Origin of the sequence: Micromonospora sonchi (genome assembly GCF_014646235.1) — a bacterium.
Taxonomy (GTDB): Bacteria; Actinomycetota; Actinomycetes; order Mycobacteriales; family Micromonosporaceae; genus Micromonospora; species Micromonospora sonchi.
This window is the reverse complement of the sequence record NZ_BMNB01000004.1, coordinates 208,910-224,807: the sequence shown is the minus strand read 5'-3', so window position 1 is coordinate 224,807 and position 15,898 is coordinate 208,910. Positions and strand designations below refer to the sequence as shown.

Here is a 15,898-nt window from a genome sequence, read left to right as displayed (position 1 = left end):
AATCGGCGGATGCCCGAACCGGTATCGGACACCCCGTGAGCATCGTCCTGCTGCTCTCCCTCGCCGGCCTTGCGCTGATCGACAGCACCAGCATCGGGACCCTGTTCATCCCGGTCTGGCTGCTGCTCGCCCCCGGTCCGGTCAGCGTCCGGCGGATGCTGACCTATCTCGGCACCATCGCCGGTTTCTACTTTCTGGTCGGGTTGCTGCTCTACTTCGGCGGCACCGGGCTGGCCGAGGCGCTGGGTGGGGCGCTGGACAACCGGCCGGTGCTCTGGGGCCAACTGACGCTCGGAGTCGGCCTGCTGGTGTTGAGCTTTCGCTACGACGGCAAGCGCGGGGCAGGCGCCGGCCGGGTGTTGCGGTGGCGGGACCGGGTCACCGCCGGTGACTCGTCGGCGCGTTGGCTGGTCGGGCTGGCGGTGTTCGCCGCGCTCGCCGAGGTGGCGATGATGCTGCCGTACCTCGGCGCGCTCGGCCTGCTGACCACCTCGGGTCTGGGCGTACTGACCGTGGTGGCGCTGCTGGGGGCGTACTGCCTGGTCATGGTTTTGCCGGCGGTGCTGCTGACGGGTGCGCGGGTGGCCTGGCCGAGGCGGGTCGAGCCGGTGCTCGCGCGGCTCAACGCGTGGATTGTCCGATCGTCCGGGAGCATGCTCGGCTGGGTGCTGGGCATCGCCGGTTTCCTGATCGCCCGGGACGCCGCCGTCCGGCTGGGACTGTTCGAGATGCTCGCGAACCGCTGATCAGCCGGTCACCCGGTGCGGGCCGGTGTAGATGTTCATCGTCCGGCCGCGCAGGAAACCGACCAGGGTCAGCCCGGCCTCGGCGGCCAGGTCGACCGCGAGCGTGCTCGGTGCCGAGACCGCCGCGAGCAGCGGTACCCCGGCCATCCACGCCTTCTGGGTCAGTTCGAAGCTGGCCCGGCCGGAGACCAGCAGGACGTGCGCGGCCAGCGGCAGTCGACGTTCGCGTACCGCCCAGCCGACCACCTTGTCCACCGCGTTGTGCCGTCCCACGTCCTCGCGCAGCACCACCAGTTCGCCGTCGGCGGTGAACAGACCCGCGGCGTGCAGCCCGCCGGTACGGTCGAAGCCCCGCTGCCCGGCACGCAACCGTCCCGGCAACTCGGCCAACCTCTCGGCCGGCACGGTCAGTGGGTCGTCGGCCACCGTGAACAGCGAGCGGGTACGCACCGCGTCGATGCTCTCCTTGCCGCACACCCCGCAGGCGCTGGTGGTGTGGAAGTGGCGGCTCGCCTCGGCGGCCGGCTCCGGCACACCGGGCGCCAGCGTCACGTCGACCACGTTGTAGGTGTTCGGCGTCTCCGCGCCCGAGCACAACTGCGCGGTGAACACATCATCCGCCGACCGGATCAACCCCTCGGTGAGCAGAAACCCGATGGCCAGATCAAGGTCGGCACCCGGCGTACGCATGGTGACCGCGAGCGGCGGTCGACGGCTCGGCCCGGCCGCACCGACCCGAATCTCCAGCGGTTCCTCCACCGCGAGGCTGTCCGGCCGCCGCACCCGCCCTCGTCCGCCGTCGCTCGCGTCGAGGTCCACGCGAAGCACTCCGCGCCGCTCACTAGCCCGTCCCACCCCACCATCCTGCCCGCCACCCGCCCCGAAACCCCACCCCCACCCCCACCCCGTCCCCCCACGCCCCACCCCCGCCGATCTTGCACTTATGGTCGCCAATTTGCGGCCTTTATTCGTTTTTGTGGCGACAGAAAGTGCAAGATCGCGGTCTCTCCGAACGCCTCAGCAGGCGTGAAGACCAGCATGGGCGCAATGTTTTCCGATCCATTGCTCGGAGCAGGCGATCTTGGACACTTTCGGCCCCCAGAGAGGGGCCACTCCCGTCCAAGAACCGCGAGCGCGGGAGGCGCGGGAGACGGGTTAGCGTGACGGGGTGGGTGCGTACGCGGCGGTGGTGCTTGCGGGCGGCGCGGCGCGGCGGATGGGCGGGCGGGACAAGCCGACGCTGCCGGTCGGCGGAGTACCGATGCGCGAGCGGGTGCTCGCCGAGGTGGCTGACGCGTCGCCCCGGATCCTCGTCGGCGCTGGGCCGGCACCCGCAGGGGTACGCCTGACCCGGGAGGTGCCACCGGGTGGGGGACCGGTCGCTGCCATCGCCGCCGGGCTGGCCATGGTCGACGCCGACGTACCGGCTGTCGCTCTGCTCGCGGGCGACCTGCCGTTGCTGACCCGCTCCGCCGTCGGCGAGCTGCTGCGCCGCCTCGACGATTCACCTGTGGACGAGCTGCTGTGCGGCCTCGACGATCCACCCGCCGACGTGCTGCTGCGCCAGCTCGACGATTCGCCCGCCGACGTGTGCGACCCCGTCGACGGGGTGTGCTTCGTCGATGGGGCCGGGCGGCGGCAGACGCTCTGCGGGGTGTGGCGCCCGGTCGCCCTGCGCACCGCCCTCCACCGGCTCGCCGCCGGACGTGGCGGAGGGCTGGCCGGTGCGTCGTTGCGGGAGTTGCTCGCTGGGCTCGTCGTACGCGAGGTGACCTGGTCCGGTGGTGGCCCACCGCCGTGGTTCGACTGCGACACTGAGCGTGACGTACGCCGGGCGGAGGAGTGGTTGCGATGACCGTGATGGACGACTGGGTCACGGCGGCCTGCGCGGAGTTGGGTCTCGACCCGGCGCTGGTGCCGGTGCCGGCCGTGCTCGACCTCGCCCGGGACGTGGCCCATCAGGTGCTGCGACCGGGTGCCCCGGTCACCGCGTACCTGCTCGGTCTGGCCGTCGGTCGTGGCGCGGATCCCGCCGCGACGGCAGCCCGCCTCGCCGAGCTGGCCGGCACCTGGCCGGTCGAGCTGGGCGACGAGCGTCCCGCCGACTGACCGCCCTGCGCATCGATCCTGTCCGATCGCCGTCCGGGTCGATCCGTCCCTCGGTCGGCTCGGTAGGGTGACCGGAACGGACGGAGGCGATCATGACGGCAGACCACCCCTCGGCGCCGCCGGACATCCCGGCGCACCACGAGTCGATCCTGCTCGACGAGCCGAGCACGGCCGACCTGCGGGCGAAGGTGACCCAGGCGTGGCAGGAGTTCGCCAAGGCGCTGGCCGACCGGCTGGCTGCCCTGCCGCCGGGAGCGCACGTCGAGCTGACCCTGGACCCGACCGCCTCCGGCACCGATGATGCCGTCTACTCCGTCGGCATCGGCATCGGCTCGGATGGCCGGTTCGCGGCCCGGGCGGTGGGCAATGCGGCGCTGCCGCAAGGGCACCGGCTGGATCGGGCGGCCGTCGCCGACATGGTCGCGCTGGGCTGGTCACCACCGGGCGTGGTGGAGGGCTCGGGGGAGCACTTCGGGCTGCACTGCGCGGTCGGGGAGAACGGCCGGTTGGCCGCCCTGCTCTCGCGTACCCTCCGCGACATCTACGGCGCCCCACACCCCGCCTTCCTGGTTTACCTGATCGAGGACGCCGAGGGCGAGGCGCTGCCCGGACCTCCGCTCGGCACCGCGCGCAGCGGGTCCGGCCTGGTGCGGGAGATGGCGACGGACCTGGAGGAGGCGCTGGCCGTCACCGGTGAGGCCGACGTGGAGACCGAGGTGCTGGAGCTGGCCGAGCGGGTCCGGACGGTCGTCTCGACCATGCTCAGGTCGGACTCGGACCGGGTCCAGGTGGACTCCGACGGTGACATCAACATCCGCGCCGGATCGGCGATGGTCTTCGTCCGGGTCCGCGACAATCCACCGCTGGTCGACGTCTTCTCCCCGGTGCTCACCGAGGTCGAGCCCACCGAGCGGTTGTACGTCAAGCTCTCCGAGCTGACCAACCGGATGCCCATCGGCCGCCTCTACTGCGCCGACGACACCGTGTGGGCGTCGATCCCGGTCTTCGGCCGGAACTTCCAGCCCACCCACCTGATGCTCGCGGTGCAGGTGATGACCGGTCTCGCGGACGAGTTGGACGACCGACTGCACGGCGAGTTCGGCGGCAGGCGCTTCTTCAGCGAGGGGGACACGCCGGTCCGGCGGGGCGAGCACCGCACCGGCATGTACCTGTGAGCCCGGTCAGCGGAGGTCGAGCAGGGTCTTGCCGACGGTCGCCCGGGAGCCGATCGCCGCGTGCGCGTCGGCCGCGCGTTCCAGCGGGAACCGCTGCCCGATCACCGCGCGGAGCCGACCGGCCGCCGCCTCCGCCAGCGCCCGCTCGGTGTACGCCCGCAGCTGCTGCGGCGTCGGCGTCGGCCGGATCAGCGTCACGCCCCGCTCGGCGGCGGTCTCCTCGCCGATGTCGACCCACTCGCCGCTGGCCAGCCCGAAGCTGAGCATCCGGCCACCGGGGTCGAGCAGCTCGAACGCCGCCCGGCCGACCGTGCCGCCCACCCCGTCGAAGACGACGTCGACCCCGCCGACCGCGGTGCGTACCCGGTCGGTCCAGCCCGGCTCCCGGTAGTCGACGGCGACCTGCGCGCCCCACCCGGGCAGCAGCGCCACCTTCCGGGCCCCGCCGGCGAGCCCGACCACCCGCGTGCCGGCCCCGGCCGCGAGCTGGACCAGCAGGCTGCCCACCCCACCGGCGGCGGCCTCGACCAGCACCCGGTCGCTCGCGCGGAGCCCGGCCGCTTCGGTCAGCATCAGGGCGGTACGCCCGTCGGCGAGCACCGCCACCGCCTCGTCCAGCGGCAACCCGTCCGGCACCGGCACCGGCGCGGTGACGTCGACGACGACCTGCTCGGCGTACGCCCCGGACCCGCCGGTGCTGGTGACCACCCGGCGGCCGACCAGTCCCGGGTCGACGTCCGGCCCGACCGCGCCGATCACGCCGCCCACCCCGTTGCCCGGGATCACCGGCAGCGGAGCGGAAAACGGCCCGAAGCCGGTGGCCCGGAACAGGGTCTCCACGAAGGTGATGTTGACGTGCACCACGTCGATGAGCACCTGACCCGGGCCGGGTACCGGATCGGGCGCCGGACCCGGCACCAACATCTCCGGTCCGCCGAACTCGCGCAACCACACCGCCCGCACGTCTCCCCCTCACCGGTTTCCGCCGAAGCCCAGTGGACTACCTCAACCGAGGTTGAGGTCAAGGCGGGCGGTGCCGGGAAACCCCGACGGTCAGGGCGGGCGGTGCCGGAAACCCCGACGGGGCGGGTGGGGCCCGGAAACCCCGACGAAACCGGGCCCCACCCACGGGAGGAGGAAGGTCAGGTGTTGGCGATCCAGCTCAGGCTTCGCGCCGTGGTCGGATCGGTGGCCCGTAGGCCAGCCTCGGAGACGGTCCAGAGCACGTCACCGATCATCAGCGACCGGCGCACCGGCGGTGACCACGTCGACTGGTCGCCACCGTCCTGCCGTACGGCGGGGTGGGTCACCTCGCCGATCTCGCTGATCGTGTCGCCGGTGACGCGCAGCAGCCGGACGCCGTCATTGACGGGTATCGCCAGCAGGCCGGTGTCCGGCCAGTACAGGAAGGCGTGTGGATCGTGTTCGGCCCTGGACCAGGCGCGGGGCAGGTGCCACTGGTCCAGCCGGGTCGGCCGGGCCGGATCGCGGACGTCGAAGAGGGACACCTGTACGCCCTCGGTCCGCCCGTCCAGGTTGGCCTCCTGACCCACCCCGAGCAGCCGTGCGTCGGGCAGCGGATGCAGGTACGCCGAGTAGCCGGTGATCTTCAGCTCGCCGGTGACCCTGGGCGCGGCCGGGTCGGCCAGGTCGAGGGAGTAGAGCGGGTCGGTCTGCCGGAAGGTGACCACGTACGCGACCGGCCCGAGGTAGCGCACCGAATAGATCCGCTCGCCCCGGCCCAGCCCGCCCACCATCCCGGTCGGCACCAGCGCCGAGCCCTCGCGGCGCAGCACCCGCACGGCGGACTCGGAGGTCCGGCCCTCGCCCCACAGGTCACCGGTGGTGGTGGCCACCCGCAGGTGGCCGTCCCATTCGGAGAGGGCGTACTGGTTGATCAGCCAGCCCGGCACGGAGCCGGCGGCCAGAAACCGGGGAGGGCCGGGCGTGCCGGTGTCGAACTGGTAGATCTCGGTGACCTGGTCGGCCGGCGACGGCCGCCCGCGGGACGCCAGGGTCATCGGCATCGGTCGCTGGCCGGCCAGGTAGAGGCTGGTCGCCGTCCCGTAGACGGTGTCGGCGTCGGCCACGACGCCGACCGGGTCGCCGTCGCCGAGCCGGTCGGCGGTGAGGTCGAAGCTGAGCACGGTGAGTGTGGATGAGCCGGTCATCCGCTTCGGGCGGCTGAGCCGGTCGCAGCCGACCCGCCCGGTGTGCCGCTCACCGGCGGCCGTCCACTCGTACTCCGGCAACCAGGCCTCGACGCCGGCTCGGGCGATCACCCTGCGGTTGCGTTCGGTCCGGACCCGGTCGCTGCCCTCGACGTCGAGCGGGAAGTCCAGGCGGGTGCCCGCGCGGACCACCACCCGGGCGGTGCCGCCGGTCAGGCGGGCGTCGACGACGCTGCCCTGGATCCGGTACGTACCGAGCACCCGGGGCGCGCCGGTCAGATCGACCAGCAACAGGCGGGTGGCACCGACCCGCCGGATGGACCGGAAGCCGTCGGCCGGGCCCAGCGCATCCTCGGCCAGCACCAGCGCACGGTCACCGAGCAGCAGGAGCGGGTGCTCGGCCCAGCGCAACTCCTCCCGGCCACCGGTGAGGTCGAGTTTCCCGATGAGCCGACGGTCGACCGGGTCGACGACCCGCAGCATTCCAGCGGTGGCCGTGACGATCCGCCGGCCGTCGGTCTTGACCAGGTCGGGCTCGTCCACGCCGGTCTCGTGGTTGTTCGTCGTCGAGTGGTGTGCCCCGGGGGCCGGGCCGGCTTTGTTCTGGGCGTCGGCGAAGGTGCGTGCGCTCGAATCGGCGCTGAGTGCCGCCCGGTCGCCGAGGAGCGTGTCCTCATCGGTGAAACCGTAGGGGCCGACCGCTGCGGTGGCCGCCGCGCGCAGTTCGGTGAGGGCGTCGGCGCAGGAGTCGAAGTAGGCAAGGCTGACCGGCACCATCGACGATCCGGCGCTGCCGCGTTCGGACGGTGTGGGGACCGGAGCGTTGGAGGCGAGCAGGACGACCGCCACCAGCGCTCCGCCGGCCGCTGCGAACTTGGTTCCCCGTCTCATGGCTGGTTCGACGCGGCCACCGCGCATCCGGTTCCCGCCCGGCATCTGGGTCAGCGGGTGGACGGGCCGACGCCGGGAGACTCGACCAGCCGGGAGAGCACGATGGTGCTCCGGGAGGAGGTCACGAACGTCTCCGCCCGCAGCCGCTCCAACGCCTCCTCGAGGTGGGCGATGTCGGCGGCGCGCAGGTGCACCAGCGCGTCGGCCTCCCCGGAAACGGTGTAGGCGCCGACCACCTCCGGGTGCCGCCGGACGGCCGCGCCGATCTGCGCCGGGGTGGTCCGGCCGGCGCAGAACAGCTCGACGAACGCCTCGGTGGTCCAGCCGACCGCCGCCGGATCGACGATCGTGGTGAATCCCCGGATCACCCCGGCCGCCCGTAGGCGATCGACCCGTCGCTTGACAGCCGGCGCGGAGAGTGACACCCGAATGCCGATGTCCGCGTACGATGCGCGGGCGTCTGCGACTAGCAGCGCAATGATTCGCTGGTCTACGGCGTCAATCTGCAATGTTCCGCCTCAGATAAGCAATGTTTTTGGCTGTTCCGGAAGTTCCACCCTACCTACTCTTGGTGACCGTGGAACAGCAACGAGTGCCGCGAAAGCGGACATACCTCATGTGCGCGCCCCGGCACTTCGCGGTCGAGTACGCGATCAACCCGTGGATGGACGTGACCGCCCCGGTCGACCCGGAGCTGGCGGTCAAGCAGTGGGATCGCCTGCGGGAAACCCTGCTCGGCCTCGGTCATGAGGTCCAGCTGCTGGCCCCCGAGCCCGGGCTGCCCGACATGGTCTACGCCGCCAACGGCGCGTTCACAGTGGACGGGACGGTCTACGGCGCGCGGTTCAAGCACCACCAGCGGACCGCCGAGGCGGCGGCGCACCGGGCCTTCTACGAGTCGCAGGGCTGGCGGTTCATCGCGCCGAACGAGACGAACGAGGGCGAGGGCGACTTCGCGTACCTCCCGGAGGCGCACGGCGGGCTGATTCTGGCCGGGTACGGGTTCCGCACCGAGCTGCCCGCGCACGCGGAGGCGCAGGAGGCGCTGGGTCGGCCGGTGGTCTCACTGCGGCTGGTCGATCCGCGTTTCTACCACCTGGACGTGGCGCTCGCCTCGATCGACGACGCGAACATCGTCTACTACCCGGGGGCGTTCTCTGCGGCCAGCCAGAAAGTGCTCGCCCAGCTCTTTCCGGACGCGGTGCTCGCGGACGCCGACGACGCCCTCGCCTTCGGCCTGAACCTGGTCAGCGACGGCGCCAACGTCATGCTCAACAGCGAGGCGACCCGGCTGGCCAGCCGGCTCGAGACGGCCGGCTACACGCCGGTGCCGGTGGAACTGACCGAACTCAAGAAGGGCGGCGGCAGCGTGAAGTGCTGCATCGCCGAGCTGCGGCACTGAGCCCCCCGCCCGCGCCCCGTCAGCCGAGCGTGGCCAGCTCGTTGACCAGCACGTTCGACAGCACCTGACCGTCACGTTGCACCTCGCGCAGGTACCACTTCTGCTGCGGGGTGCGCGGCTGGTTGAACTGCCACACGCCGCGCGGGCTGTCGATCTGGCCGATCCGGCCCAGCCCGAGGTTGACCTGCTGCGGCGTGGGTGTCGGGCCGGCGAGGCGGATCGCCTGGTCGAGCACGTCCGCCGCGTCGTACGAGGCCATTGCGTACGTCGTCGGCGAGACGTTGTGCTTCTTGCGGTACGCCGAGGCGAACCGCCGATTCGCCGCGTTGTTGAGGTCGGCGGAGTAGTTCAGCACCGTGCGGATGCCCAGCGCGTCGCCCGATGGTCGGATGCTCTCCAGCACCGGGCCCTCGGTGAGGAAGCCGGGCGCGTAGATGGTGCCCCGGAATCCGGCGTCGCGCAGCTGCATGACGAAGGCGGCCGCCGCCGTGCCGGAGTAGAAGCAGAAGACCACCGTGGGATTACGGCGAAGCGCCCGGTCGATGTCGGAGACGTAGGCGGTCTTGCTCGGGCTCGGGCTGTTGGACGTCCAGGTCACGGGGTCGGCGATGCGCGGGTCGGACTCGCCGAATTCCTGGCGGAAGCCGCGCAGCACGTCCTCGGCACCGACGGCCGCCTCCGGCAGGATGATCGCGACCCGGTCGCTTCGGCCCAGCTCGTCCTTGAGGTAGCGGCCGAGCGCTCGGCCCGCCTCGTCGAGCACGTACGACGTACGCCAGATGTAGACGACGCTCTGCAGGCTGGTGGGCGACGCGTTCGAACCGATCAGTGGGACTCGGGCCTGCTCGACGACGTCCCGGATGGCGAGCATGGTCGACGAGCTGGCGACCCCGGTCAGGGCGAGCACACCCTGCTTGAGCAGCCCTTCGGCGGCTGCCTGGCCGCTCTTGGCGCTGTTTCCCTCGTCCGCCACGAGCAGACTGGCCGGGTGGCCGCCGAGGCTTTTGTCGTTGAGTTCCAGGTACAGCTGGAAGCCGTTGTTGAGCTCGTCGCCGATGAACTTGCCGGGACCCGACTGCGGAGCGATCAGGCCGATCTTGACCGGCTCGACGGTGTCGATGTCGTTCTTTTTGGTGTCGGAGCCGCATCCGGCGACGAATCCCCCCGCGCCGAGTGCGGCCAGCAGCTGAAGTGCCTGCCTGCGGTTCATCTGCGACACCGGGTTCCCTTCAAGTGCCTCGTCGGGTGGCCTCTCGCTCCTTCGGCGTTCTACCTGCTCGGCGACGCTGCGTCAATGGCTGCTGATCGTTCGAATAGCGACCGCAATGCGCCGGTTATCTTGGGCCAGGCCGCCCCCTCCGGGTCGATAAGCCCGAAATGCTCGCATTCCGGAAGCTCGACAAGGCGCATATCGGCACCCGCCGCCTGAGCTGCGGCAACGTACGCGCGGCTCAGGCCGACCGGAACCTGTTGATCCAGAGTGCCGTGTATCACCACGGTCCGTGGTGGGAGTGATGTCAGTGCGCCAGGGTCGGCCTCCGCGTACCGCTCGGGCACCTCGGCGGGCCCGCCGCCCAGCAACGCGGCCACCGCACCGTCGTCCAGGTCCAGCCGGTACGCCTCGGCCAGGTCGGCGACCGGAGCGAGGGCGAGCACTCCGCCGACGACGTCCGGCGCCCGCGCCGACGCGTACAGCGCGAGATGCCCACCGGCCGAGTGGCCGACCAGGATCGCCCGTGCCGGCGCGACCTGGCCGGGCAGGGCGGCGGCGGCCAACCGTGGCAGGGCCGCCACCCCGGCCTCCACGTCACTGAGCGTGCCCGGCCAGCCGCCGCCGGGCTGCCCGGTCCGGCGATACTCCAGTTGAGCGACCGGGTGCCCGAGCGCCGCCAGCGCGGCGGCCAGCGGGCCGGTGTGCCGCCGGTCGTACTCGACCCGCCAGAACCCACCGTGCACCACGATCAACAGAGGCCGGGGCGGGCCCTCGCCGGCGGGCCGCCGCAGGTCGGCGATCTGGTCGGGATGTTCGCCGTAGGCGACGGTCACCTCCGGCTCGGGAGCCGGCCGGGTCAGCACGGCGCGGGGATCGAGTGGCATCGGCCGACGGTAGCGCGCTTCGCGGGAGGCGGGCCGGCGGGCACCGAGCAAGTCCGCTGGGTAAAGATGGATGCCATGACCGAAGCACGCTCCGCTGGACAAGACGACGAGCCCGGCCGGGACGGCACCGGGCACCACGGCACGGTGGTGGTGGTCGGGCCGGACGGCCGACCGGTCGGCACGATGCACACCGACGACGGACCGGGTGAGGATCCGTCCCGCCTGGTCGAGCAACCGGCCAAGGTCATGCGGATCGGCAGCATGATCAAGCAACTGCTGGAGGAGGTCAAGGCCGCCCCGCTGGACGACGCCAGCCGGCACCGGATGCGCGAGATCCATCAGCGGTCGATCGTCGAGCTGAAGGAAGGGCTGGCTCCCGAGCTGCGCGAGGAGCTCGAACGGATCTCCCTGCCGTTCAGCGAGGACCAGGCGCCCAGCGAGGGCGAACTGCGGATCGCCCATGCCCAGCTCGTCGGCTGGCTGGAGGGGCTGTTCCACGGCATCCAGGCCGCCCTCGTCGCCCAGCAGATGGCGGCCCGTGTGCAGCTCGAGCAGATGCGGTCCGGCCGGCAGGCGCTGCCCAGCGGGCCGGGCGGGGCGGCGCTGCCGGGGATGCCCGGCCTCGGGCAGCCCGGTGGCGAGGGCCACAGCACCGGCCAGTACCTCTGACCGCGCGTCCCCGCTCGATCGACCGCGACCGCGTGGCCCGGCGATGGCCGGCCGCGCGGTCCGGCGGCCGACTCAGTCCGCTCCGAAGACCTTCTCCAGGTACGCGGCCACCCCGTCGGTGGAGTTCGCCGAGGTGACCTCATCGGCGACGGCCAGCACGGCGGGGTGCGCGTTGGCCACCGCCACCGCCCGGCCCGCCCAGGTCAGCATCGGTACGTCGTTCGGCATGTCGCCGAAGGCCAGCACGTCGGTCGCCGCGATCCCGATCCGACGGCAGTACCAGGCCAGCCCGGCCGCCTTGGTCACGCCGGCCGCCGAGATCTCCACCAGGCCCGAGTGCGAGGAGTGGGTGGCCTCGGCCAGTCCGGCGAGGGCACCGGCGATCAACTGGGTGAACCGGTCCGGATCCCGGTGCCCCTCGGCTCGGGCCAGCAGCTTCACCGCCGGCATCGAGAGCAGTTCCTCGGGGGTCTCCACCACCCGGATCGCCGTGGCGTCGGCGTCCCAGCGCAGTGGGTAGTGCGTCTCGTGCCGCATCTGCCTGCTGTCGAGGATCTCCACCGCGAGGCTCACCTCGGGCACCTCGGCGCGCAGCCGGCGGGCCACCTCGGCGAGCAGCTCCGGGGCCAGCGGGTCGGCCCGCAGCACCTCGTCGTTGACCGGGTCGTAAACCACCGCTCCGTTGGCGCAGATCGCCGGCAGCGGCTCGGCGAGCTGGTCGTAGACGAGTCGGAGCCAGCGGATCGGCCGGCCGGTGACCAGCACGACCGGCGTGCCCCGGGCGGAGATCCGGGCCAGCACGGCCGCGGTGTGTGCGCTGAGCGTACGGTCGTCGCGGAGCAGCGTGCCGTCGATGTCGCTGGCGATCAGACCTGGCGTTGCCTCCATCACCTGGACAGTAGCCGGTCCAGATAGATCGCCACCCCGTCGTCGTCGTTGCGCAGGGTGATCTCGTCGGCGGAGGTCCGCAGCACCGGATGGGCGTTCGCGACCGCCACCCGGCTCCAGCCGGCCCACTCGAACATCGGCAGGTCGTTCGGCATGTCACCGAAGACCAGCACCTCGGCCGGGTCGACGCCGAGACGCTGCGCCACCACGCTCAGCCCGGTCGCCTTGTCCGTCCCCGGCGGGCAGATCTCGATGAAGCCCAGGCCGGCCTGGGTGAGCGTGGCGAGGTGCGGCGGAACGATCTCCCGGGCGACCGCCAGCAGCTCGTCCACGTGATGGTCGGCGGTCCGGGCGAACGCCTTGATCACATCGCCGGCGAGGCACTCGTCGCGGGTGCGTACCTCGAACTGGTCCTGGTAGGGCCAGGCCGGGTGGTGGTCGCCCCAGAGCGGGGCGTCGTGCTCATCGGACGCCTCGACCATCACCGTCAGGGGACCAACCGCCGCCTCCAGGTTGGTCAGCAGCGTGGCCAGCACCTCGCTGGAGAGGCGCTCGTCACGCAACACCACCGGCCCGGCCGGGTCGCTCTGGTCGACGACCCGGCCGCCGCCGGCCATCACCAGGAAGTCCGCGGCACGGATGTCGTTGCGGGTCAGTTCGGTCAGTCGGGGACCGCGACCGGTCGCGCCGACCACCGGGATCCCGGCGGCGCGGACCCGGTCGAGAACCGCGTGAGTGTACGCCGAGACGGTGTCGTCGCTGCGTACGAGCGTTCCGTCAAGGTCGGTGGCGATCAGCTTGGGCAGGCCGGGGCGGGTCAACGTTCCTCCTTCGCCCGCCGCCGTAGCGGCCAGCCGTACGGTCATGGGTGGGTGACCGGCGTGACGGCGGGCAGCAACCGTATCTCGCGGAACGGGTCGCAACCATGACTTCCCGGCGAATCGGGTGCCAACGGACGACGGATCGCAGGTGCGCTCAGCCGATCGAACCCGGACGGGGTGGTGCCTCCCGGGCGAAGGGCACGGTCGGCGTGACGGTGATATCGGCCGACGGGCGTTGCTCGTCCGGCTCCGCGCCATCTGGGCCGAAACGACTACGGCGCGGGCGCCCTTCCGGCTCGGCGGCCGACCCGGCCGGCTGCGGAACGGCTCGGGCGAGCGCGGCGGCGAAGAGCAGGACGGCAGCGAAGGCCATCACCAGCCCCCGCCCCTGCTCGATCTTGAAGCCGTCCGCGGCGGAGTAGAACGGGATCCGCCGGCTGTCGTCGAGCGTGACCGCAGTCGCCGTCAGCACCGCGAGCAGGCCCGCGGCCAGGGCAAGGCCGGCCACCCGGGCGTTGACTCGCACGACGGCGGTGCCGCGCAGCGCGAGCGCGACCACGGCTGCCAGCATGAGGATCCCGACCACGTAGCCGACGGCCAGCCCGCCGACCTCGGACACACTGCTGGGTATCTCGACCGGTGTGCCCCCGTCGCCCTCGCTGGCGGGGAGCGTGACCGTCACCCACTCGCCGAGCAGCGAGACCAGGGCCGCCAAGGCGCCGAGCCCGGCCAGCAGCAGCGGCCCTCGGTGATCGCCTCCGAGGCCGGAGAAAGCCCGACGGAGCCGCCCGATGGCCGGCGACTGCTCATTCTCAGTGCCCCACTCGACGACGTTGGTGCCGTCGGCGCGGTCGTCCTGACGGGGGACGGGGAGGTCGTGAGACATCACTCACCTCTCCTCATGACACGACGCCGGTCAGGTCTGCGTCGAATGATGGCACAGTCCGTCGCCGCCGCCAGGGAACGGGGAAGGGCGAGCCGGGCCGGTCGGTCGCCGGACGGGGCGCGGGTGCACTAGCGTCGGGTGCATGCCTATCCGTACCGCTTCCGCACGCTGGCAGGGCAACCTTCCCGAGGGTTCCGGCACCATCCGCACCGGCAAGGGCGGGCTGCAGGGGAACTACTCCTTCAAGTCCCGCTTCGAGGAGGGAGAGGGCACCAACCCCGAGGAGTTGATCGGCGCCGCCCACGCCGGCTGCTTCTCGATGGCCTTCTCCAAGGCGCTCGCCGACTCCGGCACGACGCCGACCTCCGTCGATACCACCGCGAAGGTGCACCTCGACAAGACCGACGCCGGCTTCACCGTGACCCGGATCGAGCTGGAGACTGTCGGTGAGGTGCCCGGCATCGACGAGGCGAAGTTCGCCGAGCTGGCCGAGACTGCCAAGCAGAACTGCCCCATCTCCCGCCTGCTCTCCCCCGGCGCCGAGATCACCCTGACCGCCCGCCTGAATTCCTGACCCACTCCGTTCCCCAACCCCGCGCCGATCTTGCACTTGTGGTCACCTACATGCCGCAGTTGACGGCTGTTCGTCGCGACCGGGAGTGCAAGATCGGCACGTAGGTGGGGGAGAATGGCGCCGTGGCGGTCGAGATGGGGCGCGAGCGGTTCGAAGAACTGGTGGGGGAGGCGCTGGACGAGGTTCCGGAGGAACTGCTGGCGCTGATGAACAACGTGGTGATCCTGGTGGAGGACGATCCACCCCCCGGAGAGGACCTGCTCGGCCTCTACGAAGGGCACGCGTTGACCGACCGGGGTTGGGACTACGCCGGTGTTCTGCCGGACCGCATCCTGATCTACCGCAATCCGATCCTGCGCATCTGCGACACCGACGAGGACGTCATCGACGAGGTGGCGGTGACCGTGGTGCACGAGATCGCCCACCACTTCGGCATCGACGACGCGCGCCTGCACGAACTCGGCTGGGGCTGAGGGCTCAGTTCAGCTCGCCGGCGCGCAGCCGGGCGAGCCACGCGGCGGCGTCCGCGTAGTCGGCGTCGGAGAGGCCGGCCGGGGCGGAGACCGGGCGCTCGCCCGTTGTCGGGTTCCACCGGTGCCGGGGATACGAGCCGAGGAAGCGCAGGTCGGCACAGACCCGGCGCAACCCCTGCAACGCCTCGCCGAGCCGGGCGTCGGCCACGTGCCCGGTGCAGTCGAGGAAGAACACGTACCGCCCGAGCGCCTCGCCGGTGGGCCGGGACTCGATCCGGCTCAGGTTGACGCCGCGGACCGCCAACTCCATCAGCACGGAGAGCAACGCACCCACCCGGTCGTGCGCGATGTAGACCGCGAGCGACGTGACGTCGTCGCCGGTGGGTGGCGGTGGTGGACCCGGCCGGGACAACAACGCGAACCGGGTCACCGCGTCGGGGTGGTCGGCGATCTTGTCGGCCAGCACGGCGAGCCGGTGTCGGGTCGCGCCGATCGGAGCGCAGATGGCCGCGTCGTACTCGCCGGTGGCCGCGCCAGCCGCCGCCGCACCGTTGGAGAGCACGTCCACCACGACCGCGTCCGGCAGGTGTGTGCGCAGCCAGCCACGGCACTGGGTGGACGCCTGGGGATGGGCGGCGACGGTGCGTACGGCCGGCAGGAGCGTGCCCGTACGCGCACCGAGGACGAACTCCACCGGCAGGATCACCTCGCGGGTGATCACCAGCGGCTCTCCCTCGGCCAACTCGTCGAGGGTCACCCCGACCGCGCCCCCGATCGAATTCTCCAACGGCACCAGCGCGGCATCGGCGTCTCCGGCGCGGACCGCCTCCAGGGCCTCGCCGACGCTGCGGGCCGGCGTACGAGTGCTGTGCTCGGCGGCGGGCACGAAGCGTAGGGCCTGCTCGGTGAAGGTGCCCTCGGGCCCGAGGTAGACGAAACGTGTCGGCGGCGTTCCCGGCATGACGCCCAGCCTACGCACCCGGCGTGGACGAGGAC

The 15,898-nt window shown here is 71.9% G+C and carries 18 protein-coding genes; 8 read left to right on the top strand and 10 right to left on the bottom strand.

The window, feature by feature from the left end; translation table 11 throughout:
- Nucleotides 1-35: 35 nt before the first annotated feature.
- The gene (locus tag IEY61_RS06675; RefSeq protein WP_189041587.1) at nucleotides 36-746 is read left to right on the top strand and encodes a GAP family protein; all 711 of its coding nucleotides are present in this window, start codon (nucleotides 36-38) and stop codon (nucleotides 744-746) included.
- Here the strand turns inward: IEY61_RS06675 and fdhD are convergent, their stop codons facing one another.
- Nucleotides 747-1,601, bottom strand: coding sequence for a formate dehydrogenase accessory sulfurtransferase FdhD (gene fdhD, locus IEY61_RS06670; protein WP_189041585.1), 855 nt, complete (start codon nucleotides 1,599-1,601; stop codon nucleotides 747-749).
- 313 nt (nucleotides 1,602-1,914) lie between these two features.
- Between fdhD and mobA the strand changes: the two genes are divergently transcribed.
- The 3 genes from mobA (at nucleotide 1,915) to IEY61_RS06655 (ending at nucleotide 4,030) form a co-directional block, all read left to right on the top strand.
- Entirely contained in the window at nucleotides 1,915-2,601 is a 687-nt protein-coding gene (mobA, locus tag IEY61_RS06665) for a molybdenum cofactor guanylyltransferase (protein WP_189041583.1), read from the top strand.
- A complete protein-coding gene (locus IEY61_RS06660; protein WP_189041581.1) occupies nucleotides 2,598-2,855 on the top strand; it encodes a DUF6457 domain-containing protein in 258 nt (85 codons plus the stop codon). The genes mobA and IEY61_RS06660 overlap by 4 nt, the downstream gene beginning before the upstream one ends.
- A gap of 92 nt (nucleotides 2,856-2,947) precedes the next feature.
- Entirely contained in the window at nucleotides 2,948-4,030 is a 1,083-nt protein-coding gene (locus IEY61_RS06655) for a T3SS (YopN, CesT) and YbjN peptide-binding chaperone 1 (protein ID WP_189041579.1), read from the top strand.
- 6 nt (nucleotides 4,031-4,036) lie between these two features.
- On the opposite strand, the gene IEY61_RS06650 is transcribed toward IEY61_RS06655, so the two are convergent.
- From IEY61_RS06650 to IEY61_RS06640, 3 genes are all read right to left on the bottom strand, one after another.
- Nucleotides 4,037-4,993 carry a zinc-binding dehydrogenase gene (locus IEY61_RS06650; RefSeq protein ID WP_189041577.1) on the bottom strand — a complete coding sequence of 319 codons (957 nt, stop codon included), beginning with the start codon at nucleotides 4,991-4,993 and terminating at the stop codon, nucleotides 4,037-4,039.
- 179 nt (nucleotides 4,994-5,172) lie between these two features.
- A complete protein-coding gene (locus tag IEY61_RS06645; RefSeq protein ID WP_189041575.1) occupies nucleotides 5,173-7,092 on the bottom strand; it encodes a beta-propeller domain-containing protein in 1,920 nt (639 codons plus the stop codon).
- A 50-nt stretch (nucleotides 7,093-7,142) separates the two neighbouring features.
- A complete protein-coding gene (locus IEY61_RS06640) occupies nucleotides 7,143-7,601 on the bottom strand; it encodes an Lrp/AsnC family transcriptional regulator (protein WP_189041573.1) in 459 nt (152 codons plus the stop codon).
- A gap of 59 nt (nucleotides 7,602-7,660) precedes the next feature.
- Between IEY61_RS06640 and ddaH the strand changes: the two genes are divergently transcribed.
- Nucleotides 7,661-8,494, top strand: a complete 834-nt coding sequence (gene ddaH, locus IEY61_RS06635; RefSeq protein WP_373293103.1) for a dimethylargininase — start codon at nucleotides 7,661-7,663, stop codon at nucleotides 8,492-8,494.
- 19 nt (nucleotides 8,495-8,513) lie between these two features.
- Here the strand turns inward: ddaH and IEY61_RS06630 are convergent, their stop codons facing one another.
- Nucleotides 8,514-9,713, bottom strand: coding sequence for an ABC transporter substrate-binding protein (locus tag IEY61_RS06630; protein WP_189041571.1), 1,200 nt, complete (start codon nucleotides 9,711-9,713; stop codon nucleotides 8,514-8,516).
- Between the two features lie 50 nt (nucleotides 9,714-9,763).
- On the bottom strand, nucleotides 9,764-10,591 hold the full coding sequence (locus tag IEY61_RS06625; protein WP_189041569.1) for an alpha/beta hydrolase family protein: 828 nt from the start codon (nucleotides 10,589-10,591) through the stop codon (nucleotides 9,764-9,766).
- Between the two features lie 66 nt (nucleotides 10,592-10,657).
- Between IEY61_RS06625 and IEY61_RS06620 the strand changes: the two genes are divergently transcribed.
- Nucleotides 10,658-11,260, top strand: a complete 603-nt coding sequence (locus tag IEY61_RS06620; RefSeq protein ID WP_189041567.1) for a bacterial proteasome activator family protein — start codon at nucleotides 10,658-10,660, stop codon at nucleotides 11,258-11,260.
- A gap of 72 nt (nucleotides 11,261-11,332) precedes the next feature.
- On the opposite strand, the gene IEY61_RS06615 is transcribed toward IEY61_RS06620, so the two are convergent.
- From IEY61_RS06615 to IEY61_RS06605, 3 genes are all read right to left on the bottom strand, one after another.
- Nucleotides 11,333-12,148 (bottom strand): Cof-type HAD-IIB family hydrolase, encoded by an 816-nt coding sequence (locus IEY61_RS06615; RefSeq protein WP_189041565.1) that lies wholly within the window; start codon nucleotides 12,146-12,148, stop codon nucleotides 11,333-11,335.
- Complete coding sequence (locus IEY61_RS06610) at nucleotides 12,148-12,969, bottom strand: HAD family hydrolase (protein WP_189041562.1); 822 nt, start codon at nucleotides 12,967-12,969, stop codon at nucleotides 12,148-12,150. Before IEY61_RS06610 ends, IEY61_RS06615 begins: the two co-directional genes overlap by 1 nt.
- A 154-nt stretch (nucleotides 12,970-13,123) precedes the next feature.
- The gene (locus IEY61_RS06605; RefSeq protein WP_189041560.1) at nucleotides 13,124-13,855 is read right to left on the bottom strand and encodes a hypothetical protein; all 732 of its coding nucleotides are present in this window, start codon (nucleotides 13,853-13,855) and stop codon (nucleotides 13,124-13,126) included.
- A gap of 142 nt (nucleotides 13,856-13,997) precedes the next feature.
- On the opposite strand from IEY61_RS06605, the gene IEY61_RS06600 reads away from it, so the two are divergent.
- Together IEY61_RS06600 and IEY61_RS06595 are read left to right on the top strand one after the other, a co-directional pair.
- The gene (locus IEY61_RS06600) at nucleotides 13,998-14,429 is read left to right on the top strand and encodes an OsmC family protein (protein ID WP_189041558.1); all 432 of its coding nucleotides are present in this window, start codon (nucleotides 13,998-14,000) and stop codon (nucleotides 14,427-14,429) included.
- Between the two features lie 134 nt (nucleotides 14,430-14,563).
- A complete protein-coding gene (locus tag IEY61_RS06595; protein WP_189041668.1) occupies nucleotides 14,564-14,902 on the top strand; it encodes a metallopeptidase family protein in 339 nt (112 codons plus the stop codon).
- 4 nt (nucleotides 14,903-14,906) lie between these two features.
- Here the strand turns inward: IEY61_RS06595 and pheA are convergent, their stop codons facing one another.
- On the bottom strand, nucleotides 14,907-15,863 hold the full coding sequence (gene pheA / locus IEY61_RS06590; protein ID WP_189041556.1) for a prephenate dehydratase: 957 nt from the start codon (nucleotides 15,861-15,863) through the stop codon (nucleotides 14,907-14,909).
- Nucleotides 15,864-15,898: the final 35 nt, after the last annotated feature.